General features: G+C 64.0%; 21 protein-coding genes and 1 pseudogene. 6 read left to right on the forward strand and 16 right to left on the reverse strand.

The genetic code is table 11. The features are described 5' to 3' along the window. Positions 1-57: 57 nt before the first annotated feature. The 5 genes from FJV77_RS16915 to FJV77_RS16935 form a co-directional block, all read right to left on the reverse strand. The gene (locus tag FJV77_RS16915) at positions 58-903 is read right to left on the reverse strand and encodes a fumarylacetoacetate hydrolase family protein (protein ID WP_142867918.1); all 846 of its coding nucleotides are present in this window, start codon (positions 901-903) and stop codon (positions 58-60) included. Between the two features lie 152 nt (positions 904-1,055). After that, positions 1,056-1,787 (reverse strand): SDR family oxidoreductase, encoded by a 732-nt coding sequence (locus tag FJV77_RS16920; RefSeq protein WP_142867919.1) that lies wholly within the window; start codon positions 1,785-1,787, stop codon positions 1,056-1,058. Between the two features lie 275 nt (positions 1,788-2,062). Continuing rightward, a complete protein-coding gene (locus tag FJV77_RS16925) occupies positions 2,063-4,435 on the reverse strand; it encodes an aldehyde dehydrogenase family protein (protein WP_142867920.1) in 2,373 nt (790 codons plus the stop codon). 61 nt (positions 4,436-4,496) lie between these two features. Next, the gene (gene deoC, locus FJV77_RS16930) at positions 4,497-5,546 is read right to left on the reverse strand and encodes a deoxyribose-phosphate aldolase (protein WP_142867921.1); all 1,050 of its coding nucleotides are present in this window, start codon (positions 5,544-5,546) and stop codon (positions 4,497-4,499) included. A 220-nt stretch (positions 5,547-5,766) separates the two neighbouring features. Beyond that, positions 5,767-6,594, reverse strand: coding sequence for a ferredoxin--NADP reductase (locus FJV77_RS16935; protein WP_142867922.1), 828 nt, complete (start codon positions 6,592-6,594; stop codon positions 5,767-5,769). 222 nt (positions 6,595-6,816) lie between these two features. Here FJV77_RS16935 and FJV77_RS16940 point away from each other — a divergent pair, with 222 nt between their 5' ends. After that, a complete protein-coding gene (locus FJV77_RS16940) occupies positions 6,817-8,901 on the forward strand; it encodes a hydantoinase/oxoprolinase family protein (RefSeq protein WP_142867923.1) in 2,085 nt (694 codons plus the stop codon). A 1-nt stretch (position 8,902) separates the two neighbouring features. Beyond that, complete coding sequence (locus FJV77_RS16945) at positions 8,903-10,588, forward strand: hydantoinase B/oxoprolinase family protein (protein WP_142867924.1); 1,686 nt, start codon at positions 8,903-8,905, stop codon at positions 10,586-10,588. A gap of 33 nt (positions 10,589-10,621) precedes the next feature. On the opposite strand, the gene FJV77_RS16950 is transcribed toward FJV77_RS16945, so the two are convergent. After that, positions 10,622-11,512, reverse strand: a complete 891-nt coding sequence (locus FJV77_RS16950) for an SGNH/GDSL hydrolase family protein (RefSeq protein ID WP_142867925.1) — start codon at positions 11,510-11,512, stop codon at positions 10,622-10,624. Positions 11,513-11,767: 255 nt separating this feature from the next. Here FJV77_RS16950 and FJV77_RS16955 point away from each other — a divergent pair. Both FJV77_RS16955 and FJV77_RS16960 read left to right on the forward strand, forming a co-directional pair. Next, positions 11,768-12,534, forward strand: a pseudogene (locus FJV77_RS16955) (ABC transporter substrate-binding protein). A 70-nt stretch (positions 12,535-12,604) separates the two neighbouring features. Beyond that, complete coding sequence (locus FJV77_RS16960) at positions 12,605-13,720, forward strand: aminomethyltransferase family protein (RefSeq protein ID WP_142867926.1); 1,116 nt, start codon at positions 12,605-12,607, stop codon at positions 13,718-13,720. Positions 13,721-13,804: 84 nt separating this feature from the next. Here FJV77_RS16960 and FJV77_RS16965 read toward each other — a convergent pair whose 3' ends face one another. The 6 genes from FJV77_RS16965 to FJV77_RS16990 are packed head-to-tail and all read right to left on the reverse strand — an operon-like array spanning position 13,805 to position 20,941. Further along, entirely contained in the window at positions 13,805-14,260 is a 456-nt protein-coding gene (locus tag FJV77_RS16965; protein ID WP_142867927.1) for a MarR family transcriptional regulator, read from the reverse strand. Continuing rightward, the gene (locus FJV77_RS16970) at positions 14,257-14,841 is read right to left on the reverse strand and encodes an amino acid synthesis family protein (RefSeq protein ID WP_142867928.1); all 585 of its coding nucleotides are present in this window, start codon (positions 14,839-14,841) and stop codon (positions 14,257-14,259) included. Before FJV77_RS16970 ends, FJV77_RS16965 begins: the two co-directional genes overlap by 4 nt. Then, entirely contained in the window at positions 14,834-15,718 is an 885-nt protein-coding gene (locus tag FJV77_RS16975; RefSeq protein WP_142867929.1) for a UPF0280 family protein, read from the reverse strand. The genes FJV77_RS16970 and FJV77_RS16975 overlap by 8 nt, the downstream gene beginning before the upstream one ends. Then, complete coding sequence (locus FJV77_RS16980; protein WP_142867930.1) at positions 15,718-17,259, reverse strand: 6-hydroxynicotinate reductase; 1,542 nt, start codon at positions 17,257-17,259, stop codon at positions 15,718-15,720. Before FJV77_RS16980 ends, FJV77_RS16975 begins: the two co-directional genes overlap by 1 nt. Further along, the gene (locus tag FJV77_RS16985) at positions 17,256-20,081 is read right to left on the reverse strand and encodes a molybdopterin-dependent oxidoreductase (RefSeq protein ID WP_142867931.1); all 2,826 of its coding nucleotides are present in this window, start codon (positions 20,079-20,081) and stop codon (positions 17,256-17,258) included. The genes FJV77_RS16980 and FJV77_RS16985 overlap by 4 nt, the downstream gene beginning before the upstream one ends. After that, positions 20,078-20,941, reverse strand: a complete 864-nt coding sequence (locus tag FJV77_RS16990; RefSeq protein ID WP_142867932.1) for a xanthine dehydrogenase family protein subunit M — start codon at positions 20,939-20,941, stop codon at positions 20,078-20,080. Before FJV77_RS16990 ends, FJV77_RS16985 begins: the two co-directional genes overlap by 4 nt. A 277-nt stretch (positions 20,942-21,218) precedes the next feature. Here FJV77_RS16990 and pncA point away from each other — a divergent pair, with 277 nt between their 5' ends. Both pncA and FJV77_RS17000 read left to right on the forward strand, forming a co-directional pair. Further along, positions 21,219-21,833: a bifunctional nicotinamidase/pyrazinamidase gene (gene pncA / locus FJV77_RS16995; protein WP_142867933.1), complete on the forward strand. Its 615-nt coding sequence runs from the start codon at positions 21,219-21,221 to the stop codon at positions 21,831-21,833. A 41-nt stretch (positions 21,834-21,874) separates the two neighbouring features. Next, positions 21,875-23,287, forward strand: coding sequence for a sodium:proton antiporter (locus FJV77_RS17000; RefSeq protein ID WP_246691294.1), 1,413 nt, complete (start codon positions 21,875-21,877; stop codon positions 23,285-23,287). On the opposite strand, the gene FJV77_RS17005 is transcribed toward FJV77_RS17000, so the two are convergent. Genes FJV77_RS17005 through FJV77_RS17020 form a run of 4 tightly spaced genes read right to left on the reverse strand, consistent with a single transcriptional unit; the run spans position 23,288 to position 26,569 of the window. Next, positions 23,288-24,010, reverse strand: coding sequence for an ABC transporter ATP-binding protein (locus FJV77_RS17005; RefSeq protein WP_142867935.1), 723 nt, complete (start codon positions 24,008-24,010; stop codon positions 23,288-23,290). Beyond that, positions 24,007-24,732 carry an ABC transporter ATP-binding protein gene (locus FJV77_RS17010; RefSeq protein ID WP_142867936.1) on the reverse strand — a complete coding sequence of 242 codons (726 nt, stop codon included), beginning with the start codon at positions 24,730-24,732 and terminating at the stop codon, positions 24,007-24,009. The genes FJV77_RS17005 and FJV77_RS17010 overlap by 4 nt, the downstream gene beginning before the upstream one ends. Next, entirely contained in the window at positions 24,729-25,691 is a 963-nt protein-coding gene (locus tag FJV77_RS17015) for a branched-chain amino acid ABC transporter permease (RefSeq protein ID WP_142867937.1), read from the reverse strand. Before FJV77_RS17015 ends, FJV77_RS17010 begins: the two co-directional genes overlap by 4 nt. Further along, positions 25,688-26,569: a branched-chain amino acid ABC transporter permease gene (locus tag FJV77_RS17020; protein ID WP_142867938.1), complete on the reverse strand. Its 882-nt coding sequence runs from the start codon at positions 26,567-26,569 to the stop codon at positions 25,688-25,690. Before FJV77_RS17020 ends, FJV77_RS17015 begins: the two co-directional genes overlap by 4 nt. Positions 26,570-26,708 lie beyond the last annotated feature (139 nt).

Here is a 26,708-nt window from a genome sequence, read left to right on the forward strand (position 1 = left end):
GGCCGGGCTGTCATTAGCGATGACTGCCCGGCCGATAGCACCTGAGAGATGACGCTGTTACGCGTCGGCCTTGAAGGTCTGCTTCTGCTGGCCGAGCCCTTCGATGCCGAGCTCCACCACGTCGCCCGCCTTCAGGAACACCGGCGGCTTCATGCCGAGGCCGACGCCTGGCGGCGTGCCGGTGGAGATGATGTCGCCGGGGTGCAGCGACATGAACTGGCTGAGATAGGAGACGAGATAGGCGACGCCGTAGACCATGGTCTTGGTCGAGCCGTTCTGCATGGTCTTGCCGTTGACCGTCAGCCACATTTTCAGGTTCTGCGGATCGGCCACCTCGTCCTTGGTGACCAGCCACGGGCCGGTCGGGCCGAACGTGTCGCAGCTCTTGCCCTTGGTCCACTGGCCCTGGCGCTCGGCCTGGAAGGCGCGCTCGGACACGTCATGCGCGACGGCATAGCCAGCGACATAGTCCAGGGCGTCGGCCTCGCTGACATATTTCGCCGTTTTGCCGATGATCACGGCGAGCTCGACCTCCCAGTCGGTCTTTTCCGAGCCGCGCGGGATCAGCACGTCGTCGTCCGGGCCGACAATGGCCGAGCTGGCCTTCATGAAGATGATCGGCTCAGGCGGCACGGTGGCGCCGGTTTCGGCGGCATGGTCGGAATAATTCAGCCCGATGCAGATGAATTTGCCGGTGCCGGCAACGCAGGCGCCGAGCCGCGGCTTGCCGGACACCGCCGGCAGCGACTTCGGATCGAGCTTCGACAATGTCTCGAGCGATGCCGGATCGAGCGCCTTGCCGGCAATGTCGGAGACATGACCTGAAAGATCGCGGATCGTTCCATCCGCATCGAGCAGACCGGGGCGTTCATTCCCTATCTCGCCATAGCGCAGCAGTTTCATCTTGCTCTCCAAAATTGCGGCCCAAGGCCGCTTTCAAACTCATTCTGCCAAAGCGACGAGGGACTGGGCGGACTCTGGCTATCGGATCCGACCTTGGGCAAGCCGGACTTTAGGACTGGTCGACCCACGGACCTCCGGATCGGGAATATTGCTCAGATCGACCAGCCGCCGTCGATATTGTAGGCCTGCCCCGACGTGTAGGTGGCGCCGGCGAGATAGACGGCGAGGTCGGCGATTTCCTCGGGCGTGCCGAGGCGGCCCATCGGCTGGCGGGCGATGAAGGCGGCCCGCGCCGCGTCATAATCGCCCTGCGCATGCATGCGGTCCTGCAGCGACGGGCTTTCGACCGTGCCGGGGCAGATGGCGTTGCAGCGAATGCCCTTGGAGACATAGTCGGCGGCGACCGCCTTGGTGAGGCCGATGACAGCCGCTTTGGTGACGCCATAGGCGAAGCGATTGGGCACGCCCTTGCCGGCGCCGGCAACCGAAGACATGTTGATGATCGAACCGTCGCCGCGCTCCAGCATGCCGGGCAGCACAGCCCGAATGGTGCGGATCATGGCGCGGACATTGAGGTTGAAGGCGAAATCGAGATCGGCATCCTTCATCTCGAGGATCGAGCCGGAATGGACGAAGCCGGCGCAGTTGAACAGCACGTCGACGCGGCCGATTTCGGCGAAGCCCGCTGACACCGCCTCGTCGTTGAGAACATCGAGCTTGCGTGTCTTGATATCAGAGGTTTTGGCGAGCTCGGCCAGCAGCGTCTCATTGATGTCGGTGGCGTGAACGACGGCGCCTGCCTTGGCGAAGGCCAGCGCACTCGCTCTGCCGATGCCTTGCGCCGCCGCCGTGACGACAACAACCTTGCCTGTCAGATCCGCCATGCATTTCTCCTCGCCCCTGTCGGGCCGCTTCTAAGGGTTCAGCCGGATTTATCGGCGGCTGACCGAGACGTCATGTGCCAGCGGAGCGGCATTATGCAGCCTGCGCCTCAGTCAGATCACGGATAAAATGTTTTTTCTCGTTAAAGAACACAGATCCGGGCGTCAAGCCCGAGCGCGATCACCTTCGCGCCCGCATCTATGCAACAACATGTGTGACAACCGGGCAACCAGCCGCATCGCCGGGGTTCGTTCAGACACGACACGCATCAGCGAAATTAGTCGCCGTAAGGCACCCACACGTTCTTGACCTCGATGGCCCGGCGCAGCAAGGCGTCGCCGGCGGCCTCATCGGACGCCCAGTCGAGGCTGCGGCCGTTGCCGGTCCAGACGCGCTTGAGATTGCCGATGGAGTCGGCCTCCGCCTTGGCGCAGGTGTCGGCATCCGCGAACAGCCAGAGCCCGTCGACATCGTCATGCTTGGCCAGCACGCCGGTCAATTCCGCCGTGCGGCCGGTGACGATGTTGATGGCGCCGGCCGGAAAATCGGAATATTCGATCACCTGGTAGAGATCGGTGGCGAGCAGCGGGTATTTTTCCGACGGCACGGCGACCACGGTGTTGCCCATGGCAAGGGCCGGCGCCACCAGCGAGATAAATCCGAGCAGCGGCACGCTGTCTGGTGCGACGATGCCGACGACGCCGACCGGCTCATGCAAGGCAAGCGTGACCGCGCGCGCCGGCGGCTGATGCACCCTGCCCTCGAACTTGTCGGCCAGACCGGCATAGAGGAACAGGCGCTCGATCGACTGTTCGACTTCTTCCCGGGCGGCCTTGGCGTTGGCGCCGGTGAGTTCGGTGAGGCGCGCGGCGAATTCGCCAGCGCGGCCGGACAGATTTTCGGCGAGATAATAGAGCACCTGGGAACGGTTGTAGGCGGTCGCCTCCGGCCAGGCCTTGCAGGCGCGGGCGGCCGCGACGGCATCACGGATATCCTTGCGGCTGCCGAGACCGACTTCGCCGGCAAGCTTGCCCTTGGCGGTGGCGACGGCCAGTGAGTAATTGCCATCGGGCCGGACCTGCTTGCCGCCGATGAACAGCTTTGCGGTACGATCGATGGCTCCGCCATCCGCCTGCTCAACCGGCTGTGCCGAAGACGTCGCGGGCTTGATGACAGGGCCAAGCGGCAGTTTTGCCGCGAGATATTCGAACATGCCCTCGCGCCCGCCTTCGCGGCCAAAGCCGCTTTCGCGGTAGCCGCCGAAGCCGCAGGCGGCGTCGAACATGTTGGTGCCGTTGACCCAGACGACGCCGGCCTTCAGCTGCGGCGCGACATGCAGCGCGAGGTTGATGTTCTCGCTCCACACCGAGGCGGCCAGCCCATAGCGCGTGTTGTTGGCAAGCTCGATCGCTTCCTCGGTGTTGCGGAAGGTCATGGTGGCTAGAACCGGGCCGAACACCTCTTCCTGCGCCAATATGTTAGCCGGCGAAACACCTGTAGCGAGTGTCGGCAGATGGAAATAGCCGGAAGACGGCAGTGCTGCATCCGGCTGCCAGCAGACGGCACCCTGTTTTGCGCCCTCGGCGACCAGGCCCTTGACGCGGTCGAGCTGTGTCAAATCGACCAGCGGGCCGATATCGGTGTTCTTGTCGAGCGGGCTGCCGACGCGCAGCCGGCTCATCCTGACCTTGACCTTGGCGATCAAGGCTTCCGCAATGCCTTCCTGCACCAGAAGCCGCGAGCCGGCGCAGCAGACCTGGCCCTGATTGAACCAGATGCCGTCGACCAGGCCTTCAACAGCGCTGTCGAGGTCGGCGTCCTCGAGGACGATGAAAGCCGACTTGCCGCCGAGCTCCAGCGATATCTTTTTCCCTGATCCCGCCGTGGCTTTCCTGATGATCTTGCCGACCTCGGACGAGCCGGTGAAGGCGATCTTCTGGATACCGGGATGGTTGACGATCGCCACACCCGCTTCCGGTCCGCCCTGGACGATGTTGACGACGCCTTTCGGCACGCCGGCGCGCTCGCAGATCTCGGCGAACAGGATGGCGGTGAGCGGCGTGAACTCGGCCGGCTTCAGCACCACCGTACAGCCGGCGGCAAGCGCCGGCGCGATCTTCCAGGCCAGCATCAAGAGCGGAAAATTCCACGGAATGATCTGGCCGACGACGCCGACGCCCTTATGGCCGGGAAAATCCTTGTCCAGCGCCTGCGCCCAGCCGGCGTGGTGGATGAAATGGCGGATGGCCAGCGGCACGTCGATATCGCGGCTTTCGCGGATCGGCTTGCCGTTGTCGATTGTCTCCAGCACCGCGAACAGCCGCTGATGTCGCTGCATCGCGCGGCCGATGGCGTAGAGCACTTTGGCGCGCTGGTAGCCGGAGGACACCGACCATTTCGGCAGCGCCTTGGTGGCAGCGGCAACGGCAGCGTCAATATCGGCAGCGCCGGCATCCGACACCTTGGCCAGTAGTTTGCCGGAGGACGGTTCGCTGGTCTCGAAGGTCTTGCCGCCGGCTGCAGCCTTCCAGCCGCCGTCGATGAACAGCGCCTTGGAAAAATCGCGCGCCGCGAGCCACGCATCGGCCTCGTTGCGGGCCTCCGGCGCCGGGCCGTATTCCATGGCGTGATAGCGTTCGAGGATGTTCATGACACTCTCCAGATAATTGTCTCGGAAGGCATTCCTTCGCGATTGAACCCTGCTCCGAACCTCACGCCATCGCGTGGCGATGATTGGCCGAATAGTGCCCGGTCAGATGGTGTTCGAGCTGGCGCTCGATGTCTGTGAGCAGGCTCGAGGCGCCGAAGCGGAACAGGTCGGGTTCCAGCCAGGGCCGGCCGAGCTCTTCCTTCATCAGCACCAGCCAGTCGAGCGAAGCCTTGGCGGTGGAAATGCCGCCGGCAGGCTTGAAGCCGATGAGAAAGCCGGTCTCCTCGAAATAGGCCCTGATGGCGCGCACCATGGCCAGCCCAACGGGCAGCGTGGCGTTGACGCTTTCCTTGCCGGTCGAGGTCTTGATGAAGTCGGCGCCAGCCATCATCGCCACCATCGAGGCCAGCATGACATTGCGCAGCGTGGCGAGATCGCCGGTCCCGAGGATGACCTTGAGATGCGCATCGCCGCAGGCTTCGCGCATCGAGACGATCTCGTTGTAGAGCTCCTGCCATTTGGCGCCGAAGACCAGGCCGCGCGGGATGACGACGTCGATCTCGTCGGCGCCATCGCGTACCGATGCCTCGATCTCCTGCAGGCGCGTCGACAGCGGCGCGAGGCCGTGCGGGAAGGCGGTGGAGACAGCGGCGACATGGATGCCGGTGCCGCGCACAGCGTCCACCGCAGTGGCGACGAACGGATGATAGACGCAGACCGCCGCCGGCCGGATCTTCTCGCTTTCTATGCCGAGCCCCTCGACGATGTCGCGGCGGAACGGGTTGATCGCCTTGGCGCACAACCGGCGCACGCGCTCTTCGGTGTCGTTGGAATTCAGCGTCGTCAGGTCCATGCAGGCGACGGCGCGCAGCAGCCATGCGGCCTGGTTGTCGGCCTTGATCGAGCGGCGCTTAGTCAGGCTGGCGACGCGGCGCTCCAGCGCCGAGCGGTTGACGCTGCGCACCGATTCCATAAAGCCGAGATCAAGCCGCATGCCGGTGTTGCGGGCAATGCCGTGCGACTGTGGGACAGGGGTGTTGGCTGCCGCCCGCGCGGGCAACGGCGTGACCTTGGACGCGCCGAGATCGGCTTCGCGGATTGTGCTGCTCATCTCCTGCCCTTTCGCTCGACGATTTTACGCCGTGGTGTGTGTCGTTCCTTCCGGACCGCAAGGCGGTTTTGGGCGACACACGCCGAAGATAGCCCGTGAATCGATGCTTCACGAGTCCTTCAAGCGGTCATAGCGGAAAAAGGCGACGAAAGCAGCTGAATTTTGACCACATGGTCAAAACGCAAATCCGAGAGCGCAGGCGCCGAAGCGCCGGCAGTTCTCAGCCGACGAAGGCGCGCTCGACGACGAAAGTGGAGGGATGGCTGAGCGAGCCCTCATGGAAGCCGAGGCTTTCGGCCAGCTCCTTGACGTCCTTCAGCATATGCATGGAGCCGCAGATCATGATGCGGTCGGTCTCCGGATTGAGCTTCTCGATGCCGAGATCGCTGTAGAACTTGCCGGAGCCGATCAGCGCGGTGATGCGGCCCATGCGCGCCGATTCTTCGCGGGTCGTCGAATTGTAGAGGGTGACGCGGCCGCCGGTCAGTTCGCCGATCAGCGGGTCGTTCTCGAGCGCGGCCACCAACTCCTGGCCATAGACCAGTTCGGCATTGTCGCGGCAGGTGTGAGTCAGGATGAGTTGGTCGAACTTTTCGTAGGTGTCGGGGTCGCGCAGCAGGCTGGCGAAGGGCGCTATGCCGGTGCCGGTCGAGATCATGAACAGCCGCTTTGCCGGGGTCAGCGCGTCGACGACCAGCGTGCCGGTCGACTTCTGGCGCATGATGACGGCATCGCCGACCTGAATCTTCTGCAGTTCGGAAGTCAGCGGACCGTCCGGCACCTTGATCGAGAAGAATTCCAGCTCTTCGTCCCAGGCCGGGCTCGCCACCGAATAAGCGCGGTACACCGGCTTCTCGGCATTGGGCAGGCCGATCATGACGAACTCGCCGGAGCGGAAGCGCAGCGACTGCGGACGGGTGATGCGGAACGAGAACAGGCGGTCGGTATAGTGCTTCACCGAGACGACGGTTTCGGCATAGACATTGGCCGGAATCGGGAACTGCAGCGGACGGGCGCCAGCGGTGTTGAATGCGGATGTGGTGTTCATCAAATCCAACTCTGTCTTGCCCACTCACATATGCGGGCGCCAAACCATTTCCTGCGCACCCGGACCATTCAGGTCCCGGCGTGCCGTTCACACACTCCAAAGCGGTAAGCTCTTGTGTCCGAAATTTATTAGTATACAAACGATATTTGTGTCAAGGTAGCAGGCTAAAACAGCTTTCCAAACTGCGGCATATTCGTAGTCCTGCCATTTCGGGTTTCGACAATGAAAGAGAATTTTTCGGTGCCACAGCCGGATTCCCTGGGTAACGTCGTTGCCGGCATCGATGTCGGCGGAACTTTTACCGACCTCATTTTGATCGACGGAAAAGACGGCGGAAAGGTGCATATCGCCAAGACGCCGACCACGGTTGACAACCAGGCTTTCGGCGTTGTTTCAGCGCTTGGCGCCACCGGCTTTGCCATAGACGGCATCGACCTCATCGTGCACGGCACGACCACCACCACCAATGCAGTGCTGGAGCGCCGGCTGGCGAAAACCGGCATGATCACCACGCGCGGTTTTCGCGACGTGATCGAGCTTGGCCGCCGCACCCGGCCACAGCCCTACGGCATGACCGGCACGTTCGTTCCGATCATCCCGCGCGATCTCAGGCTGGAAGTGTCGGAGCGTGTCGAAGCCTCGGGCGCGGTACGCACGCCGCTCGACGAGACCGAGATGCGCGACGCCGTGAAGGCGCTGATCGCGGCCGGCTGCGAATCGCTGGTCATTCATTTCCTGCACTCCTATGCCAACCCCACACATGAGCGGCGTGCGGCCGAAATTGCCGCCGAGCTCTGGCCGAACAACTACATCACCACGGGCCATGCGCTGCTGTCGGAAGCGCGCGAATTCGAACGAGGGGTGACAGCCGCCGTCAACGCCTCGGTGCAGCCGATCCTCGAGCGCTATGTCGAACGGTTGCGCAAGGAACTGGCTACCAAAGGCTATGCCCGCGACTTCCTGATCATGAACGGCAATGGCGGCATGATCTCGGCCCGTTTCGTCACCCGCGAATCGGCCAAGACCGTGATGTCCGGTCCCGCGTCCGGCGTCATCGCCGCCGCCTATACGGGCAAGCGCGCCGGCTTCGAGAACCTGGTCACCTACGACATGGGCGGCACCTCGACCGACGTGGCGCTGATCCGCAATGCCGAACCGGCTGTCTCGAACGAGATCGAGATCGAATATGCGATGCCGATCCATGTGCCGATGGTGGCAGTGCACACGGTCGGCGCCGGTGGCGGCTCGATCGCCCGCGTCGATGCGGCCGGGCTGATCCAGATCGGCCCGGAAAGTGCCGGCGCCAATCCCGGCCCGATCTGCTATGGCCGCGGCGGCGCCGAGCCGACCATCACCGACGCCAATCTGGTGCTCGGGCGGCTGGCGCCGAAGAAACTGCTGGCGGTGGAAAATCCGGTCACCGTCGAACGCGTCACCGGAATCTTCGAAGACAAAATCGGCAAGGCCACCGGCCTCTCCGGCGTCGAGGCGGCGGGCGCGATCCTGCGGCTCGGCAACATGAAAATGGCCGGCGCCATCCGCATGGTTTCGGTGTCGCGTGGCCACGATCCGCGCGATTTCGCGCTGTTTGCCTTCGGCGGCGCCGGGCCGTTGCACGCATCCGCGCTGGCGCGTGAACTCGGCCTGCCTCGGGTGCTGGTGCCGGCGCGTCCAGGGATCACCAACGCGCTCGGCTGCGTCGTCGCCGATCTGCGCCACGACTTCGTCAACACTATCAACCAGCCGGTGGCTGTGCTCGATGAAACCCAGCTCCATATGGTATTGGAACGGCACCGAAACGAAGGCGAAGAGCTGATCGGCAAGGAAGCGGTGAAGCCGGAGACGATCCGCGTCACCCATTCCGCCGACATGCAGTTTGTCGGCCAGACCCACATCATCAACGTGGCGCTGCCGTCGTCCTCGGTGACCCGGAGCGAGCTGCAGGTGCTGTTCGAAAAAGCCTATTTCGCCCGCTTCAAGGTCGAATTGCCGGAAATCCGCGCCAATCTGGTCAACCTCAACACCTCGGTGACCGGCGTGCGACCGGCGATCGACCTGTCGCGACTGATCGACCCGGCCGGACGCGCCAAGACGCTTGACGAGGCGCTGCGCGAGACAAGGCCAGTCTGGTACACCGGCCGCTGGCACGACACGCCTGTCTACGCACGTGAAAAACTACCGCTCGATGCCGTCATCGAGGGACCTGCGATCCTCGAACAGATGGACGCCACCACCGTGCTTGAACCCGGCGACCGCGCACGGTCGGACGCCGACGGCAACATCATCATCGACATCGGCGAGGCCTGAGATGCAAAAGCTCGACGCCATAACGCTTTCGGTCCTCCAGGCGGCCTTGCAGCAAGTCTGCGACGAGATGGACCTGACCTTTTCGCGCGCCGCCTTCTCGCCTGTCATCGCCGAGGCCAATGACCGCTCCGACGGCATCTATTCCGCCGTCGACGGTTCACTGATCGCACAGGGCAGCCAGGGCCTGCCGGTGTTTGTCGGCGTCATGCAATATTCGACCAAAACGGTGATCGAGATGATCGCCGACGGCCGCTGCCTGGCGCCTGAACCCGGCGACATCTACATTGTCAACGACCCCTATCTCGGCGGCACGCATCTGATGGATGTGCGCTTCGCCATGCCGGTCTATCGCGGCGGCCAGATATTTTGCTGGCTATCGAACACCGGTCACTGGCCCGATATAGGCGGCTCGGTGCCGGGCGGTTTTTCCGCTTCCGCGACCGCCGTCGAGCAGGAAGGGCTGCGGCTGCCGCCAGTAAAACTGTTCAAGAAGGGCGTGCTGGACACGGAAATCTACGCCATCATTTGCTCCAACATCCGCGTTGCCGACCAGCGCATTGGCGATATCCGGGCGCAGGCCGCGGCACTACTGATCGGCCAGGATCGGCTCAACGGAATCCTGGATCGTTACGGCGACGAAACTGTTGTCGAGGCGATCGCCGAACTGCGCCGGCGCGCCGCCGAACAGATGCGCGCCAACATTTCCGCCATTCCCGACGGCACCTACAGCTCGACGGCCTTTGTCGACTCGGACGGCGTCGTCAACGAGCCGCTGACCATAGCGCTCGCCGTCGAGAAGCAGGGCGACACGCTGACTTTCGATTTCACAGGTTCGTCAAAGCCTTGCGCGGGGCCGATGAACAGCGTGCTGGCGACGACATTGTCGTCGGTCTATCTCGCCATGCGCCATATTTTCCCGGATGTGCCGATCAGCGCCGGCGCTTTCGAGCCGCTGATCGTCAAGCGGCCTGAAGGCACTTTCCTCGATGCCAAATATCCCCGACCGGTTTCAGGCTGTGCGGCTGAAGTCTCGCAGCGCATTGCCGAAGCCGTGTTCGCTGCGATGGTGCAGGCGTTGCCAGACAAGGTGACGGCGGCTCCGGCCGGCTCCAGCGGCAATTTCGCGCTCGGCGGCAACGATCCGGCGCGCGGCCGCGACTATGTCATGTACCAGATCTCCGGCGGCGGCTATGGCGGCAATTCCGGCCATGACGGGCTGACCAATGGCTGCTCGACCATCGGCATTTCGAAATCGCCGCCGGTCGAGATCATGGAACAGGCTTTCCCCGTGCTCTATCGCCACTATGCGTTGCGCGAAGGCTCGGGCGGCGCCGGCAAGCAGCGCGGCGGTTTTGGTTTGGCCTATGAGGTCGAAATCCTGCGCGGCGAGGCACGTGCCTCCTTCGTCATGGACCATGGCCGTTTCGGCCCGCAAGGCGCGCTCGGCGGCAAGGACGGCGCGGTGAATACGGTGACCGTGTTCCGCAGCGGCGAGGCACACGTGCCGCCGCATCTGTCCAAGGAGCAGGACATCGCGCTCAAGGCCGGCGACCGCGTGCGCGTCGGAACGCCGGGCGGCGGCGGCTATGGCGATCCGCGTCAGCGCGATCCGAAACTGGTCGCTGAGGATGTCCGGCTTGGCTACTACACGGCAGAGCAAGCCAAGGACCTGTTCGGGGTCCGATAAACCAACAGTCCTGGGCGAGGCTGAGAAGCAGCTTTAGGTCTGCAGCTTGGCCTTAAGTGCGTCGGCGAATTTCTGGGCGATCTTCTTGAACCCGGCTGGATCGGGATGCAGCTCGTTGGCCCAGTCGGCGGGCTTCAGCGTGCCTTGCGTGTCGACCAGATGGAAATTGTTTGCGGGCACGTCGGCCAGGCGCTTCACAACATCGCGGAACGCCGCCAACGTGTCGTGGACGATGGCCGTGCCTTTGGCCACCGACCAGTTGCAAAAATCGAGCGACGGTTTCAGCCACGGGCCGACACAGGACGGATGCGCGCCGTTCGGGATCGGAAAATCGTAGCAATGGCCGAAGATGGGCACGCCGGGCGCAACCCGGTCGCGCAGCGCGAACAGATCGAGGTAGCAGGCCTCAACCATGCCGAGCGCCTTGGTGAAACGGTTCTTGTTCAGCCCGGCGGCATGGCCGTCATTGAAGTCGAGGAAGATGCAGAACTGGTCGCCGGCAATGTCGTTGCCGCCGGCCGAGAACAGGATGGCGTCGGGCTTACCGTCCAGCCAGTTCGCCTTGTTGCGCAAGGCTGAAATCATCCGTTGCTGCTTGGGCAGCGACATCTCGTCGGTCGCCGCATCGCCGTGATGGGCGAGGTTGAGGATCGTCGGCGGCATCGGGCCGATCCGGCGCAGCTGCGCGATCACATCGGTGTCGACGAAGGGAAAGCCGTTGCCGGTCAGTGGATAGTCGAACCAGGAATCGCCCTGCGCCAACATGACCAGCGGACGGTTGGCGACGGCAGCTTCTAGATTGCCGGCGCTTTCCCTTGCGGTTTCGAGCCGCTCGATGTTGGCCTGATGCGCCTTGATGCGCTTGGCGATGTCTTCGTCGATGCGCCGTTGCGCGGCTTCCTGCACGAATTCCTGCTGGTCCATCCCCAGGTCCCTCCCACGACCGTCTATGACTGGCTGAGCATGCGCCTATGTCCATGATCGGTCTGTAATTTAGATCACAGTAAGATTTCCTGGCGAAGGACGGCTTGCCGCGCCGTGATCGCCGCAGAGCACGTCGTTTCCGTCTCCGTGAAGCCCGCAAAAGACCATAGACTTCTATCTTGTTTTTGCGCAATTCCGGACGGGAAACCGCCCACACTTTCCCTGGAATTGCTTTAGTCAACGGAGATCAGGAACATGGGTCTTTTCGGTCGTTTCGTGCTTGCCGCTTCCGCCGCCCTGCTGCTCACGGGTGCGGCCTCTGCCGAGAAACTCAGGATCGGCACCGAGGGCGCCTATCCGCCCTTCAACTACGCCAATTCGGACGGCTCGTTGGGCGGTTTCGACATCGACCTCGGCAAGGCGCTGTGCGCCGAAATGAAGGCCGAGTGCGAATTCTCCGTGCAGGATTTCGATGGTTCCATTCCGGCTCTGCAGGCCGGCAAGTTCGATGCCATCATCAACATCACCATCACGCCGGAGCGCGCCGAGAAGGTCGAGTTCACCCACAAATATTACCAGACGCCGCCGGCCATCGCCGTGCCGAAGGATTCGACCATTGCCGGCATTCGCCGGACGATCTGAAGGGCAAGGCGCTGGGCGTGCAGAGCGCCACCATCCACCAGAATTTCGCCGAGAAGAAATACTCCGGCTCGACCGTCAAGGCCTATCCGACCGGCGACGACGCCCGCACCGACATGGCCAATGGCTGCCTCGACGCGATGATGGACGGCTCGATTATCCTGACCGAATGGCTGAAGAAGCCGGACGGCGCCTGCTGCAAGCTGCTCGGCACGCTGACCGCCGATCCGGCCATTCACGGGCCGGGCGTCGGCATTGCGCTGCAGAAGGGCAACAAGGAACTGGCCGACAAGTTCAATGCCGCCATCGACGCTCTGCGCGCCAACGGCAAGTACAAGGAAATCAACGACAACTACTTTTCGTTCGACGTCTACGGAAGTTAATTCCTGACCCGATCTGACTTCGGCGGCGCCATCAGGCGCTGCCGTTTTTCATGAATGACGGAGAACTTTCTTGGTTGAGCGGCGCTCCCCCTTCTACAACAGCATCGTTGGGCTCGGCGCCACGATGGGCCGGGTCGGCGGCGAGTTCGTCTCGGCCAAATACTATTCCGGCATTGCCGACGAGCACTTGAACACGCGCAAGAATGTCGGCGTGCAGGACCTCAGCACCATGGGCAAGATGGACATCAAGGGGCCGGAGGCGGAGGCGCTGGTCAACCACGTCATCGTCAACGATGCGGCCGCGATGAAGCCCGGCCAGGTCCGCTATTCCACCGTCTGCCGCGAGGATGGCGGCGTCATGGACGACCTTACCGTGTTCCGGCTGGGTCCGGAGCATTTCATGCTGGTGACCGGCTCGGTCAACCGGCTGAAGATACTGCCCTGGCTGCACCATCATGCCGAAGCGCGAAAGGCCTATGTCACCGACATCACCGCGGCCGTGGCCTTCCCGACCATACAGGGCCCACGTTCGCGCGCGCTTCTGCAGGCGCTGGTCTCGGATGCCGATCTCAACGGGCTGAAGCGCTGGGCATTCACTTCAGGGCGCGTCGGCGAGACCAAGGTGCTGATCTCGCGCACGGGCGTGACCGGCGAACTCGGCTTCGAACTGTTCGTGCCGGCCGACGAAGCAGCTTCTGTCTGGGATATGCTGATGCGCGCTGGCAGCGATTTTGGACTTAAACCGTACGGTGTGCTGGCGATGTTCACGCTCGGGCTGGAGAAAGCCTATCCGGCGCATGGCATCGACATGGACGAGAGCCGCACGCCGTTCAATGTCGGCCTCGACCGCTTTATCAAATTCGACAAGGGCGAGTTCATCGGCCGCGAAGCGCTGATGGAGGTGCGCGACAAGGGATTGGACGACCGCTGGACCGGGCTGATCCTGGACGGCGACAAGCCTGCCGCGACGGACGCCCGGGTGACGACCGATGGCGAGGATGTTGGGGTCGTCACCTACAGCGACCACGGCTATTCCGTGGGAAAGGTGTTGGCGACCGCGCATCTGCGGCTGCCGTTCACCACCATCGGCGCCGAACTCAGCATCGACATCGACGGCAAGCCGACACGCGCGGTGGTGGCGCCGATGCCGTTCTTCGATCCGGAAGGCGCGCGGCTGCGCGCTTGAAATTTCTTTGTTTGACGCAATTCCCAAGGGAAAGCGCTACGCGCTTTTCCCGGGAAAACCGCTTCGCACTTTTCCTGGAATTGCTTAGGCGAGTTTCGCCAGCAGCCGCATGAACGTCGCCGCCTCCTTGGCGGTCAGCGGCGCCAGCGTTTCCTGGGTGATGGCGCGTGCCAGCGGGATCAACCGTTCGATCGCCTCGCGTCCTTCCGGCGTCAGATTGACCAGCAGCCGCCTTTTGTCGACTTCGTGCTTGGTGAGATCGACCAGCCCACGCGCTTTCAGCCGGTCGATGACGCCCTTGACCGTCGCCGCATCCATGGCGATCAGCGTTCCCAACTGGTTCTGCGAGGTCTCGCCGACATCGTGCAGCTTGGCGAGCGCTGCGAATTGCGGCGGCGTCAGGTCGCCGATCTGCGAGGCAAAGATCGAGACATGGCGCTGGTGCGCCTTGCGCAGGATGAAGCCTACCTGCTCTTGCAGCCGGTAATCATGATCGTCGGGCTCGTCGACCTCGACCAGCTTGAGCTCCCCGCCGCTCATCGTAAGCCATCCCAGGCCTTGATATCGCCAACCGCCAGGCCACCCATGCGGTCATGCACGCGCGGACCGCAGCTCATGGCGAGGCAGAACAGGATTTCGTCGGGGCGCGGCCCGTCGCTGAGGCCGACTTCCATGGCGTCGAAATGGCTGCGCACATAGGCGGCGTTGGTGTGACCAAGCGGTACGTCCAGCCGCGAGCCGAAGGCGCCGACCTTGGTTGCCGACGGCACAATCGCCTTGGCGTCGCCGAGCCGCTCGCGCATGGCATAGCCGCCCGGCACATGCCAGAGCGCGCCATGTTCGAGCTCACCCGCCGAGCCGACGATCGTGCCCTTGCCGTAGGCGTCGATCTGCTTGATGTCACCGCCCAATGCGGCAATGAGCTTGTCAGTGAGCAGCAGGCCAAGCGGTTTCAGATCGTCCATGGCGCTCTGCAGTTCTTCCACGTAACGCCCGGCGAACGGGTTCTTGACCAGCGCCACCGCGGCGGCGCGGCGGCGCGGCGCGGCCGCGAGCGGCCCGCCATCGTGAAAGATCTCTTCGGTCAGAACCGCGATCTTGCGGATCGGAAACTCAGGCATGGGCAACTTCCTTCCCTGGACTTTTGTTGGGCGCAGCAAGCGCCATGGAACCACTGATGCGGGTCTCGCCGCCAAGAAACAGCGCCGATGCGGCAATCAGGCCGCGCCGGCGAAAATCTTCGGCGACGCCAAGACCATTGTCCAGCGCCCGCTCCACGTCACCAAGGGCAAGCGTGCCGACGGCTTGCGTCACCAGCCGCGTGCCGAGATCGCTGTCAGGCGAGAGTTCCTGTGCGGGAACGCGCTTGATGGCGGGATTGCCCGGCAGGTCGACAGCGTTGGCAATAAGGGTCGCCGCCGCATCGGCCTCGGCGCCCGTGCGTGCCAGCACCGTGACGGCGTCGGCAATGCCAAGCGAGAAGGAGCGGCCGCGCCAGCCGCTGGTGGCGACGCCGCGCACACCGTCTGCCGAGCGAATGGTGATGCGGTCGGCCATACCGTTGCCGGTGCCGGCGATCGCAAGGTTCATCGACTGGCCCTTGCCGATATGGAGCGCGCTGTCGCCGCCATTGTTGACATAGGCGCGATCGAGCTTGCGGCCGGCAAGCAGTGCGGCGAGCATTTCGTCGGCTACCGATCCGGCAACGGCGGCCATCGGCGTGATGAAGCATTCCGCCAAGGGCATGACGGCTGCTTCCATGCGGCGCGCCGTCGGGCCGGCGAAGGCGCGCGGCGCCAGGAAAAATGCGGGGAGGCGCAATTCGGGAAGCTCCTCGACCAACTCGATCAGGATCGTCTGGAAGCGCGCGACCGCCTGGTCGTAGGCGGCACGACACTCATCCGCCTCGCCGAAGGCCTCGACGATGAGGTCGATCGGCCCGTGGTTGAGGTGCAGCCGCTTGCCGTCCTGCAGCCAGGTTACTTGCGGGCCTTGCATCACCCAGCCCCATTCGAACCGGCGCGGCGCAACTGCGCCAGCGGCGGCCAAGGATTTTGGGCCTCGGCGCCTGTGCCGCGGCGCGGATTGAGGTATTCGCCGCCCTTGGCGACGATGTCGTCGACGCTGCGTATTTCGGCCTCATATCCACCCAGCCTGACATAGTCGTCGCGGCGCAAGGTGAATTCGATCGGCGCCACCAACGCCGGCGTCGGCACATAACCGAAGGCGCCTTCCGGCACCCGGGTGACATCGACCATCAGCGTGATGCCGCCGCCCGGCCAGACATAGACCGGCGCGCCGCCGACCGTCACATAGGTCTTCAGGCCTTGCACCGAGCGGGTGAGATTGACCGGGTTTTCGGTGACGCCGGCGCGCAGCGAACCGCCTGCGCCGCCGATGAAAAGCACGGTGCACAAAGCCGGCTCGCAATTGTCCTCGATCAGGCCGACCGATTTCTGCAGCCGTTCCGGGAACGGCTTTTCCACAGGCTTCAGATCGTCATCCAGTTCGTAGTATGCGAACTGCTCGCCGGTGGTCGACACCATCAGCAGCGACAGGCCCGGGCGCGCACCTTTCTTGGCGTTCCACTCGCCGAGGATCGACAGCGGGTCGGAAATCGAGGTGCCGCCCCAGCCGAGGCCGGGCTCGGACACTTTGAAGTAGCGGCCCGGCGTCGAGCGGCGGCCGATGATTTTGATGCCGGTTTCCTGCCAGCCCAGCACCTTGCCGGCCTGATGTTCCGACACAACGCCAGTGATGTGGTCGTCGACCACCACGACCTCGTCGACCAGGCCGCGCCATTGCGTGGCGAACATGCCGATGGTCGCCGAGCCGCAGCCGACCCGCATGCGGTGTTCCTGCTTGCCGTCGATGACAGGTGGTTTGCCGGCTTCGACGATGATGGTGGCGCCGCCGTCGATGGTCAGTTCCACCGGCTTGCGGTTGCACAGATTGAGCATCGCGTCACAGGTGGCGCGTCCCTCCGACTTGGAGCCGCCGGTCAGATGATGCACGCCGCCGAGCGACAGCATCTGCGAGCCGTATTCCCCTGTGGTGACATGGCCGATCGCTTCGCCTTGCGAGCGCACGATTGCCCTCTCGGGACCGAGATGGCGGTCGGTGTCGATCTTCACCTTGACGCCGCAGTACGAAAAAATGCCCTCGGTGACCACGGTCACCAGATCGACGCCCTCGACCTCCTGGCTGACGATAAACGGCGCCGGCTTGTAGTCGGGATAGGTGGTGCCGGCCCCTATTGCCGTGACGAAGCGGCGGCCGGTGTTGACGAGTTCGCCGTCCCATTCCTCGCCTTCGGCCGTGAAAGGCACGACGGCGGCGCCGCTCTCGGCCGCGTGGTCCAGAATGGTCAGCGGGTCCATGCGCACGATGCGGCCGCCTGAGTTGCCGTAGCGGTCGCAGGCGCCGGTGCGGCCCTCGGCGATATAGCACATCACCGGACAGGCATCGCAGCGGATCTTTTCCGCCACCAGCTTCTCGCCGGGATCGTGGGTTTCGAAGCGTTCGGCAAGCTCGCTCATGCGCGTGCCTCCTTGTCGCGGATGCCATCTTTTTCGCGGATGCCAGCGCGGATGCGCGTCGGCGTCGCCGGGACCTTGGTGATGAGAACGCCAGTGGCGTGGCGGATGGCGTTGAGGATCGCCGGCGCGGTCGGGATCAGGACATGCTCACCCAGGCCCTTGGCGCCGAACGGGCCTTCCGGATCGGGAACCTCGATCAGGATGTGCTCGATCGGCGGCACGTCGCCGATGGTCGGGATGAGATAGTCGTGCAAATTCTCGGTACGGCCGGGGATGTATTCCTCCATCAGCGCCATGCCGATGCCTTGCGCGATACCGCCTTCGATCTGCCCCTCGACCAGCAGCGGATTGATCGCCTTGCCGACATCGTGCGCGGCGGTGATTTTCAACAGCTTCACTGTGCCCAGCTTGAGATCCACTTCGAGTTCGGCGATCTGCGCGCCATAGCCGTAGAGCGCGTAAGGTTTGCCCTGGCCCTTGGCATCGAGCGGCAGCGTCGGCGGATCGTAGGTCTCCTCGGCGCGGAAGACGAAACCGTCAGCATCCACATCGAGGGCAGCGAGATCGATGCGGCGCGTGGCTTCGCCTTCGCGGATGACGATCGCCGGGCCATCCAGTTGCAGGGCAGCGTTCTCCGAGACATTGGCAAAGCGCAGGATCTTTTCGCGCAAGGCACGGCCGGCCTTCTCGGCCGCCTTGCCGGTCACAAAAGTCTGGCGCGAGGCCGATGTTTTGCCGGCGTCGGGGCTGATCGCGGTGTCGGCGCTCTTCAGCCGGAATCTTTCCAACGGCAGGCCGAGCGCGTCGGCGCAGATCTGGGTGATGACGGTGTTGGAGCCCTGGCCGATGTCGACGGCGCCCTGATGCAGGATGACCTCGCCGGATGGCGCAATGCCGACCCTTATGGTCGACGGATTGGGCAACGAAGTGTTACCGCAGCCATACCAGCAGGAGGCGATGCCGACGCCGCGCTTTTTGCTCGTATTGGAGGAATTGAATGTAACTGCATCGGCCGTCGCGCGCGCCCAATGCGGCCGCAAAGCGTCGAGGCATTCGAAAATACCGACTCCCGACTCCAGCCTCTGCCCGGTAACCGTTTCGGATCCGTTCCGAAGGCAGTTTTTCAAGCGGAAATCGAGCCGATCCATGCCCAATTTGCCGGCGAGCTCATCATAGAGCGTCTCCTGCATGATCGTCGCCTGCGGCACGCCGAAGCCGCGGAAGGCGCCGGAGATCGGCCCGTGGGTGTGGATGGCGCGGCCCTCGGCCCGGTAGTTCGGCGTCGCATAGGGGCCGGAGGCGTGCACGGGCACGCGGTTGGCGACGGTCGGACCCCAGCTGGCATAGGCGCCGGTGTTGAAATCGCCGGCAAAGACCATGCCGGTGACATGACCCTCGGCATCTGTCCCGATCGTCGCCTTCATCTCGGAGGGGTGGCGCTTGGTGGTCGACATCATCGATTCGTTGCGCGTGTAGGCGAGTGCTGCCGGCCGGCCGGTCTTCAGCGCCACGAGGCCGATCAGCGGCTGCAGCGAAACGTCGAGTTTCGAGCCAAAACCGCCGCCGGTGGCGGTCGGCACGATGCGCACCTTGTCGACGGAAAGGCCAAGCACTTTGGCCGTGTCGTCGCGGTCCATGTAAGGCGCCTGGGTGCAAGCGACGACAACCAGCGTGTCGCCATCCATATAGGCATGGCCGGCTTCGGGCTCGATATAGGCGTGCTCGACATAGGAGGTGTCGATGGTACCGGTGGCGGTGACGGCAGCAACCGCAAGGGCAGCCTCGGGATCGCCGCGCTCGACAAAGCCCTTGGTCAACAAATTGTCCGGGCGGTTGGCATGGATCAGCGCGGCACCTTCGGTCTGGGCGTCACCAGGCAGCAGAGAATGCGGCAGTTCGGTCCAGCGGATCGGGAAATCCGACAAATCGAGATCGAGCATCGCCTCGCGCTCGCCGGCGACCAGCGCCACCGCCTCGCCGCGCAGACGGGCAAAGCCTTCGGCCAGCGCCGGCTGGTCGGCAAACGGGCCGATGACGCCGAAACAGTTCTTTCCCGGAATGTCGGCGGCGGTGAAGACGCCGGCGATGCCGGGATGCTTCTTCGCCCAGCCGTCGAGATCGCCGAAGGCGAAGCTGGCGTGATAATGCGGCGAGCGGACCACCAGCACCGCCAGCGCATCGGCGGGGAAGGAATCGCCACCGAATTTCTCGCCGCCGGTGACCTTTGGCACGCCGTCGAGCCGGACCGGCGACGAGCCGATCGCATGACCGGACTGCGGCAGACGGAAGTCGAGGCTGGCTGCCTGCAGGGAGGCATCCATCACCGCCGCGATGATCTTCCTGTAGCCGGTGCAGCGGCAGAGGATGCCGCCCAGCGCATCCTGCACCTCGGCCTCGGTCGGGTTCGGCTTTATCTCCAGCAGCGCCGTGCCCGCAACCAGCAGGGCCGGCGTGCAGATGCCGCATTGCGCCGCGCCATGCGCCAGGAAAGATGCCTGCAGCGCCGACAGGCGGCCATTGGCGAGGCCTTCGACGGTCGTCACCGATGTCCCGGCCGCGGAGGCAGCCGGCATCAGGCAGGCGCAGACGGCGTCGCCATCGACCAGCACCGTGCAGGCGCCGCAATCGCCGGCGTCGCAGCCGACCTTGGTGCCGGTCAGCTGCAATTCGTCGCGCAACACCTGCGACAGCCGGCGCAGCGGCGGCACGTTGACCGAGACGGCGGCGCCATTGACGGCGAAAGCGATATCGGCGCGCTCGAGGCCCATGCCCGACACGAGGTCGGGCAGAGCTTCTATCAGTTCAGACCGAACCTGGCTCATGCCGCCACCATGCTGTTGTCGTTCGTCAACCCGCAGGCTGCCAGCACGGCGCGGGCGACGAGCTCACGCGCCGCATCGAGCCGGTATTCGGCGCTGCCGCGCACATCGGCGATCGGCGACAGCTCGGCCATCGGTGCGGACATGACCGCGTCGGCGAGCGCCGGGCCGGCAGGCTTGCCACGCAGCATGGCCTCCACACCGGCTAGCCGCGCGGCGACAGCCGAACAGGAGCCGACGGAAACGGCCGCTTCCGCGACTGTGGCATTCTTAACAACGAGGCGCGCCGCAACCATGGCGATGGAAATGACGAGATAACGCCGCGCACCAAGCTTGACGAACGCTGAGCTGCCGGCAGAAGCGGTTTTCGGGATGCGGATGGCGGTGACCAGTTCGCCCGGCAGCAGCGCCGTGCGTCGGTTGCCGAGAATGAAATCCGGCAACGGCAAATGACGCGCCGCTGCCGCCGATCGCAGTTCGACCTCGGCGTCCAGCACCAGCAGACCCGGCACGCCGTCGGCGGCCGGCGAGGCGTTGCAGAGATTGCCGGCGATGGACGCGACATTCTGGATCTGCACCGAGCCGACCTCGCGCGCGGCCTGCTTCAGCGCATCGAATGCCGCCGGCAAGGGATGGCGGAGGAGATCGGTCCAGGTGGTGCGGGCACCCAAGATCCAATGGGTTTCGGTCTCTACAATGCCGCGCAGGCAAGCCAGGCCATTGATGTCGAGAACATTGTCGCGGAACGGCTTGGCGCCTTGCGCCGGATAGAAATCGGTGCCGCCGGCAAGCACGCGCCAGGCGCCCTCGCCAAGCAGAGCGAGCGCCTCGTCCAGCGTGGTGGGTTTCGCGTAACGGATCACGCTTTGCCTTCCAAGAAAATTGGCCTTCCCAAAGATTGGACCTTCCCGAGATGGGTAGCCCGTAAGCATTCGATCTGGTCAAATTCATTCGTATGCAAATGATATCAAGCTGGTGGAAATTGTCAAAGCCGGAGTTTGCGGGAAGCTGGTCACCACGCATTTGTTACGCTTGCAGAGGTTGACGCAGGCCGCCATCTGGTCAAGTTTCTGCATCCGGTCGCATCCGCGGCGTTTTTCACTCGATCCCCGCTCGAGACGAAGAAAGAGGAGAGGCGCCATGGCCGACGAAGCGCTTGTTGTCATCGACCTGCAGAACGACTTCTGCCCCGGCGGCGCACTGGCGGTTGCCGGCGGCGACGAGATCGTGCCGCTGGTCAACGATCTGATCCGGCACGCCGAGCATGTCGTACTGACGCAGGACTGGCACCCGGCCGGACATTCGAGCTTTGCCTCCAGCCATCCGGGAGCGCAGCCTTTCAGCGCGATCGAGATGCCCTACGGGCCGCAGACGCTATGGCCCGACCATTGCATTCAGGGCAGCCTTGGCTCGGACTTCCATTCGGGGCTCGCCTGGACCAAGGCCGAGCTGGTGATCCGCAAGGGGTTTCGCCCTGCGATCGACAGCTACTCCGCTTTCTTCGAGAACGACCACAAGACGCCAACCGGGCTCGCCGGCTACCTCAAGGAGCGCGGTATCGACACTGTGACGCTGGTCGGCCTGGCAACCGATTTCTGCGTCGCCTTCTCGGCCCTCGATGCGGTCAAGCACGGCTTCAAGACGACGGTGCGGCTCGACGCCTGCCGCGGCATCGATCTCAACGGCTCGGTCGAGGCGATGTTGAAGCGCATGCGCGACGCCGGGGTGAGGCTCGAAGACCCGACTTCGGACTGACCGTGAGGCGTCGGGGGAGTTTCACACGATCGTTGGCAGTTTTGGTGGCTGGCACCTTGACCGTCGCCATTCTCCTGTTTCCCGAACTGGCTTTCGCGTCGGAAACCCACGAATTGCCGGGTGCCACAATGTCACTGTGGTGGGGGCTGCCGTTTGCCGGACTGCTGCTGTCGATCGCCACCGGACCGCTGCTGTTCCACCATGTCTGGGAGCATCATTACGGCAAGATCGCCGCCGCCTGGGCAGCACTTGTGGTGGTGCCGCTGGCGATAAGTTTCGGCATGTCTTTGGCGGCCGAGGCGGTGCTGCACACGCTGCTCACCGAATATATGTCGTTCATCATCCTTCTGTTCGCGCTCTACACCATCTCGGGCGGCATCCTTGTTGCCGGCAACATCCACGGCACGCCGCTGGTCAATGCCGGGCTGCTGCTGATCGGGGCGATGCTGGCCTCGCTGATCGGAACCACCGGCGCCTCGATGATCCTGATCCGGCCGATGCTGCGCGCTAATGACAACCGGCCATTCAACGCCCATGTCGTCATCTTCTTCATTTTCCTGGTGTCCAACATCGGCGGTTCACTGACGCCCCTGGGCGACCCACCTTTGTTCGTCGGCTTCCTGCGCGGCGTCGACTTCTTCTGGACGACGGCCAACCTCTGGCGCGAGACGCTGTTCACCGGCGGCATGGTGCTGCTCGTCTTCCTGGCCATCGACATCATGCTGCACCGCCGCGAAGGCGGCATGCCGAAGATCAAGGATCCGACGCCGGATACGAAGGTGCGCCTTCGCGGCCTCGCCAATTTGCCGCTGCTGGCCGGCGTTATCGGCGCGATCCTGCTGTCGGCAGCCTGGAAGCCGGGCGTGAGTTTCTCCATCCTCGGCGTCAGCCTCGAACTGCAGAACCTGGTGCGCGATGCCGTTATTCTGGCATTGGCCGGGCTGTCGCTTGTTGTCTCCTACAAAAGCCATCGCAAGGCGAACGGCTTCACCTGGGGCCCGATCGCGGAAGTGGCAAAACTGTTTGCCGGCATCTTCATCTGTATCGTGCCGGTCATCGCCATTCTGCGCGTCGGCCACGACGGCGCGTTGGCGCCTTTGGTCGCACTGGTCACCTCGCCCACCGGACAGCCCAACGATCTGGCCTATTTCTGGCTGGCCGGCGGGCTGTCGTCATTCCTCGACAATGCGCCGACCTATCTGGTGTTCTTCGAACTGGCCGGCGGCGATCCGCAGCATCTGATGACGGAGTTCGCCTCGACGCTGGCGGCGATTTCGGCCGGCGCCGTGTTCATGGGAGCCAACACCTATATCGGCAACGCACCGAACTTCATGGTCTACGCCATCGCCCGGCATCGCGGCGTGAAGATGCCTGGCTTCTTCGGCTATATGGCGTGGTCGGGGCTGGTGCTGGTGCCGGTATTTTTGATCACCGGGTTCCTATTCTTCGGCTGATCAACCCACCCCTACATAACGCCTGACCGCCGACGGGTCGGCGCGCAGTTGCTCGACGTCGACGGTCTCGCGGTTGCGGCCGTTTTCGATGAAGCATACGCGGTCGGCGACCGACAGCACGGCATCGACGCGCTGCTCGACCAGGATGGTCGAGACACCAAGTTCGCGCAGCTTCACCACCGTTTCGCGGATCTTGGCGATCATCGACGGCATCAGGCCTTCGGTTGGCTCGTCGAGCAACAGCACCTGCGGTTCGAGGCAGAGCGCGCGGGCCATGGCCAGCATCTGCTGTTCGCCGCCGGACAAGGTGCCGGAGCGTTGCCTGAGCCGCTGGCGCAGCAATGGAAAAAGGTCGAGGACATTTTCCCGCACGGCCTTGCCCTTGCCACGCGTCATCAGGCCGATCTCGATGTTTTCCGCCACCGTCATCTCGGCGAACAGCCGCCTGCCTTGCGGCACATAGGCGACGCCGGCCTTCGGCACCTCATGCGCCGGCAGCCCGGTCAGTTCCTTGCCGTCCAGCCTGACCGAACCGGCGCGCGACGGGACCAGCCCCATGATCGCCTTCAGCGTCGTTGTCTTGCCGGCGCCGTTGCGGCCGAACAGGCACAGCACCTCGCCCTTGTTGAGCACAAGGTCGAGGCCATAGAGCACCTGAACTTCGCCATAGAAGCAGTCGAGCCCGGAGATGGTCAGCGCTTCATTCGTGGAGGCTTCGGTCATGGCGCCGTCCCCAGATAGGCTTCCTGCACCTGGGTGTTGGCGCGGACCTGCTCGGGTGTGCCTTCGGCGAGGATCCTGCCTGCGTTGAAGACGGTGATGCGGTCGGCCAGTTGCATGACGACCGGCATATTGTGCTCGATCAAGAGCACGGTGGCGCTTTTCGCGATCTCGCGCACCAGTTCGATGAAATTGTCGATCTCGCTGTCGGCCAGGCCTTGCGTCGGCTCGTCGAGAATCAGAAGTCGCGGCTTCAGGGCCAGACCCATCGCCACTTCCAGCAGCCGTTGATGGCCGTAGGAGAGCTGACCGGCCGGCATATGGGCGCGGTCGGCTAAGCCGGTGCGTTCGAGCGCGGCCATGACACCGGTGCGCACGGCGCCCTTCGAGCGGCCGTCGGTCAGCGTGCGCTGCACCGGCAGCGCGACATTGTCGTAGGCAGACAAATTGGCAAAGACGCTGGTGATCTGGAAGGTGTAGGCGATCCCCTGGCGCACCCTGAGATAGGCCGGCCGGCTGGTGATGTCGGCGCCGTCGAAGACGATCATGCCGGAGGATGGCTGGATGCGGCCGCTGATCAGGCTGACGAAGGTCGTTTTACCGGCGCCATTGGGGCCTATGACGGCGCGGATTTCACCCGGCATCAGCTGGAAATCGACACCGTCGACGGCGCGCAGACCGCCGAAATTGCGCGACAGGCCCTTGGTGGTCAGCAGCGGCATCATGGCAGCCACCCAAGCCAGCGCTGGCGGATGGTGCCCAAAATGCCTTTGGGAAAAAACAGCACCAAAAGGATAAGCGCGATGCCGACGATCAAGAGATAGGCGGAGGTGTAGCCGCTGGCGATGTCGATGACATAGTACATGAACACCGTGCCGATCAGGGCGCCCAGCGTCGTGGCGGCACCGCCGAGCAGCACCCAGAGCAGCGGCAGGATGGAATACTGCACCGAGGCGAAGCTCGAACCGACATAGCCGAACAGCAGCGCATAGGCCGCACCCGAGGCGGCGCAGATGGTGCCGGAGACGACGACGGCGATCAGCTTGTTGGAGAAGGTGTCGTAACCGAGCATTTTCGTGCGCTCCTCGTTCTCGCGCACGGCGACGAGCACGCGGCCGTAGCGGGAGCGGACGATGGCGAGCGTCACGAGCAGAACGACCGAGAACAGCGCCAGCGCGCTCATGTAGCGCACGGTTGGGTTGGTGAGGTCGAGCGATGTCGCGCCGAAGCTCAGAACCCGTGCCGGCTGCGGCACGACCAGGCCCTGGTCGCCGCCGGTCCAGGCGGCGAAATAGAGGATGACGAGGTAAAACACCTGCGCGAACATCATGGTCACGATCATGAAAGCGACGCCGTTGGTGCGCAGCGCCAGCAGGCCGATCGCCAGCGCAAGCAGCGCGCCGCAGGCGATGCCGGCGAGGAAGGCCAGCGGCACGTTCCAGCCGAGATGGATGACGGCAAGACCTGCCCCATAGAGCCCGGCGGCAAAGAACATGGCATGGCCGAGGCTGAGCAGGCCGACATAGCCGAACAGCATGTTGTAGCCCATGGCAAACGCCGCCAGAACCATGATGCGGGCGAGCAGGCCGTGATGGTATTCCGGCAGGACGAAGCTCAGCGCGAAGAGCAGCGCGATGACGCCCAGATGCAGCGCATAGGCCTTTGCCGGCGAAGCTTCGCTCATCGCGATGCCGTCCCGAACAGGCCTTGCGGCCGGAACACCAGCACCATGGCCACCAGCAGCGTGGCTATTATCTTGGCCAAAGTCGGCGAGAAGAACACCGAGATGATGCCGTCGGAGAGGCCGATCAGCACAGCGGCGACGACGGTGCCGCGCAGCGAGCCGAGTCCGCCGATGATGACGACGATGAAGGATAAGAGCAGCGGGTCCTGCCCCATCAGGTAATGCGCCTGGCTGATCGGCACGATCAGCACCGCAGCGACTGCGGCCAGCATGGCGCCGAGCGAAAAGACGCCGGCATAGACGCGGTCGACCGGAATGCCGAAGGCCTGCGCCGTCTCGCTGTCATACTGGGTGGCGCGCATGATGAGGCCGATCTTCGTGTGCGTCAGCACCAGCCAGGTGAGGACGAGCAGAAGTGCGGAGGCGGCGATGATCGACAGCTTGTAGCCGGAATAGCCGAACCAGGGCAAAAGGATGCGGTAGCTGAAGGGCGGCTCGACCGGGCGCGCTTCCGGGCCATAGAAGCTCAGGGCCAGCTGCTGGATGATGTAGAGCATGCCGATGGTGGCGACGATGGTGGCTTCCGGATTGTAATTGAGCCGGCGCAGCACCAGCCGCTCGGCGACGAGCGCGATGGCACCGACGATCAGCGGCGCGATCACCAATGCCGCGAGGAAGCCGACCGTGGGATGGCCGGGGATGGCCGTCGAGATCGCCCAGGTGAGCACCGCGCCGAGCATGAAGAACTCGCCATGAGCGACGTTGACAACGCGCATGACGCCGAACACCAGCGACAGGCCCAGCGCCGTCAGCGCCAGCACGGCGGAGGTGACGAGGCCTTCGAGGGCGGCGAGGAGGAGATGGGGTCCAAAGTGCATGGTCAGGCACAAAAGGATGCGCGAGGCACCCCCCTCTGGCCTGCCGGCCATCTCCCCCGCAAGGGGGGAGATTGGATATCACTACTGCCTGCGCCAATTGCCGAAGCAAAAGAATAGATGCCGTCGCAAATGCTGCTGA

It is taken from the genome of Mesorhizobium sp. WSM4306, assembly GCF_007003975.1.
Classification (GTDB): Bacteria; Pseudomonadota; Alphaproteobacteria; order Rhizobiales; family Rhizobiaceae; genus Mesorhizobium.

What these genes read in the sequence shown, in the direction of transcription:
- FJV77_RS16915 (WP_142867918.1), bottom strand. Translation starts at nt 903, where the DNA reads ATGAAACTGCTGCGCTATGGCGAGATAGGGAATGAACGCCCCGGTCTG.
- FJV77_RS16920 (WP_142867919.1), bottom strand. Translation starts at nt 1,787, where the DNA reads ATGGCGGATCTGACAGGCAAGGTTGTTGTCGTCACGGCGGCGGCGCAA.
- FJV77_RS16925 (WP_142867920.1), bottom strand. Translation starts at nt 4,435, where the DNA reads ATGAACATCCTCGAACGCTATCACGCCATGGAATACGGCCCGGCGCCG.
- deoC (WP_142867921.1), bottom strand. Translation starts at nt 5,546, where the DNA reads ATGAGCAGCACAATCCGCGAAGCCGATCTCGGCGCGTCCAAGGTCACG.
- FJV77_RS16935 (WP_142867922.1), bottom strand. Translation starts at nt 6,594, where the DNA reads ATGAACACCACATCCGCATTCAACACCGCTGGCGCCCGTCCGCTGCAG.
- FJV77_RS16940 (WP_142867923.1), top strand. Translation starts at nt 6,817, where the DNA reads ATGAAAGAGAATTTTTCGGTGCCACAGCCGGATTCCCTGGGTAACGTC.
- FJV77_RS16945 (WP_142867924.1), top strand. Translation starts at nt 8,903, where the DNA reads ATGCAAAAGCTCGACGCCATAACGCTTTCGGTCCTCCAGGCGGCCTTG.
- FJV77_RS16950 (WP_142867925.1), bottom strand. Translation starts at nt 11,512, where the DNA reads ATGGACCAGCAGGAATTCGTGCAGGAAGCCGCGCAACGGCGCATCGAC.
- FJV77_RS16965 (WP_142867927.1), bottom strand. Translation starts at nt 14,260, where the DNA reads ATGAGCGGCGGGGAGCTCAAGCTGGTCGAGGTCGACGAGCCCGACGAT.
- FJV77_RS16970 (WP_142867928.1), bottom strand. Translation starts at nt 14,841, where the DNA reads ATGCCTGAGTTTCCGATCCGCAAGATCGCGGTTCTGACCGAAGAGATC.
- FJV77_RS16975 (WP_142867929.1), bottom strand. Translation starts at nt 15,718, where the DNA reads ATGCAAGGCCCGCAAGTAACCTGGCTGCAGGACGGCAAGCGGCTGCAC.
- FJV77_RS16980 (WP_142867930.1), bottom strand. Translation starts at nt 17,259, where the DNA reads ATGAGCGAGCTTGCCGAACGCTTCGAAACCCACGATCCCGGCGAGAAG.
- FJV77_RS16985 (WP_142867931.1), bottom strand. Translation starts at nt 20,081, where the DNA reads ATGAGCCAGGTTCGGTCTGAACTGATAGAAGCTCTGCCCGACCTCGTG.
- pncA (WP_142867933.1), top strand. Translation starts at nt 21,219, where the DNA reads ATGGCCGACGAAGCGCTTGTTGTCATCGACCTGCAGAACGACTTCTGC.
- FJV77_RS17005 (WP_142867935.1), bottom strand. Translation starts at nt 24,010, where the DNA reads ATGACCGAAGCCTCCACGAATGAAGCGCTGACCATCTCCGGGCTCGAC.
- FJV77_RS17010 (WP_142867936.1), bottom strand. Translation starts at nt 24,732, where the DNA reads ATGATGCCGCTGCTGACCACCAAGGGCCTGTCGCGCAATTTCGGCGGT.
- FJV77_RS17015 (WP_142867937.1), bottom strand. Translation starts at nt 25,691, where the DNA reads ATGAGCGAAGCTTCGCCGGCAAAGGCCTATGCGCTGCATCTGGGCGTC.
- FJV77_RS17020 (WP_142867938.1), bottom strand. Translation starts at nt 26,569, where the DNA reads ATGCACTTTGGACCCCATCTCCTCCTCGCCGCCCTCGAAGGCCTCGTC.